At 44.9% G+C, this 1,561-nt stretch carries 2 protein-coding genes; both read right to left on the reverse strand.

Annotation, left to right across the window (positions count from 1 at the left end; translation table 11 throughout):
• Positions 1–158: 158 nt before the first annotated feature.
• Entirely contained in the window at positions 159–1,190 is a 1,032-nt protein-coding gene (gene trpD, locus CVD27_RS04965) for an anthranilate phosphoribosyltransferase (RefSeq protein ID WP_374703043.1), read from the reverse strand.
• 65 nt (positions 1,191–1,255) lie between these two features.
• Positions 1,256–1,561: chorismate-binding protein (locus tag CVD27_RS04970; protein WP_180960154.1), on the reverse strand; the 306-nt coding region annotated here is incomplete at its 5' end.

The raw sequence follows: 1,561 nt of genomic DNA on the forward strand, positions 1-1,561 counted from the left end.
TGCACGTTTCATTTCAGAGATGACTTGCAGTTGTTTCGCTTTCACCAACGTCTGATAGAGTGACGGACGTGTAATCTCCCGTTCCGGAAACGTCACGTTACTCGCTAGCAATTGATCTACTTCTATTTTCTTCTGTGCAATAATTTTTTCTAAAATCGTCATTGGATAACCGCCTTCTGCCGAATCTTTTCGCTAAATGCGACAACGGCATCTAGTTTTGCTAACGCCTTGCCTGACAAGATACTTTCAGTAGCTACTTTCACGCCTTCTTGAATTGTAGAAACATGCCCATTTGCAAATAAACCAATACCTGCATTCAACACGACCGTATCAAACTTTGGCCCACGTTCTCCACCTAAGATCGATCGAGTAGTCGCGGCATTTTCTACTGCATCTCCACCTTTAATTGCCGACAACGGTGCATATTCAAGCCCTACGTCATCCGCAGTCAATGAAAATGGAATTAAATCACCATGATCGAGAAATACAAATTCATTCTGGCCCGCAAGAGATGCCTCATCCATTCCGCCTGCCCCACTTACAACAATCGCTCTCTCCCGCCCTAACATCCGGAGTACTGATGCGTATTCCATGATGAAATCCGGACGATTAATACCGGTAAATTGAGTTTCAAGTGATACAGGATTCGTCAAAGGTCCAACCAAATTGAAGATCGTTGTCTTACCAATTTTGTTGCGTATAGTGCCAATCCGTTTCATTTTCGGATGAACAGCGGGCGCGAATAAGAATGCAATTCCTTGTTGTTCCAGTAAGTTTTGCATATCCGATATCTGGAAGTCGGAATGAATGCCAAGTGCATCTAGGACATCCTGACTTCCCGATGCGCTGGAGATTTTACGGTTACCATGTTTCGCAACCCGGACCCCAGCACCCGCCAAAACAAATGCAGCCGTCGTACTAATATTGAATGTATTGACTCCATCTCCACCCGTTCCGCAGTTATCTAGATAACGCGCCTCTGTAGGCGTCAGGTCATTTGCATATGACTTCATAACAGCCGCCAATGCCGCTACTTCATGTGATGTTTCACCTTTTTTCGATAACGCGATCAAAAACTGTGCAATGAGATCTTCATCTGTCGCTTCATTGAACATCAGCTCGGCAGCTTCTTTCATCTCTTCATACATCAGGTGGCGTTGCTTCTCTACTATGCTTAAAAACCTCTCCATACTCATCTCTTCCCTTCTCGTCTAGATGTTCACTTGATCGTTCGGCACGGCTTGAACCTAGGCAATCACTTTGTCATTTCCGTTACTTCTAGTAAAGAACGGGCTTTATTGGACGTCTCTTTATATTCTAATGAAGGTACAGAAGCTCCTACTATCCCCGCACCTGCCTGAACATACGCTTTGCCTTCTTTTACGAGCATTGTACGGATTGTCAATGCGAAGTCGATATTACCGTTAAGACCAATATATCCGATAGCGCCTCCGTAAATCCCACGATGTTGATCTTCCAGTTCATCAATCATGTCCATAGCGATTGGTTTCGGGGAACCCGTAACAGTTCCTGCTGGCATCGTCGCTTTCAGTGCATCCAG

Source organism: Neobacillus cucumis (assembly GCF_002860255.1).
In the GTDB taxonomy this organism is placed as follows: domain Bacteria; phylum Bacillota; class Bacilli; order Bacillales; family Cytobacillaceae; genus Neobacillus; species Neobacillus cucumis_A.

Bases quoted from the DNA above. Each gene is read 5' to 3' on its own strand.
- trpD (WP_374703043.1), bottom strand. From the start codon at position 1,190: ATGGAGAGGTTTTTAAGCATAGTAGAGAAGCAACGCCACCTGATGTAT.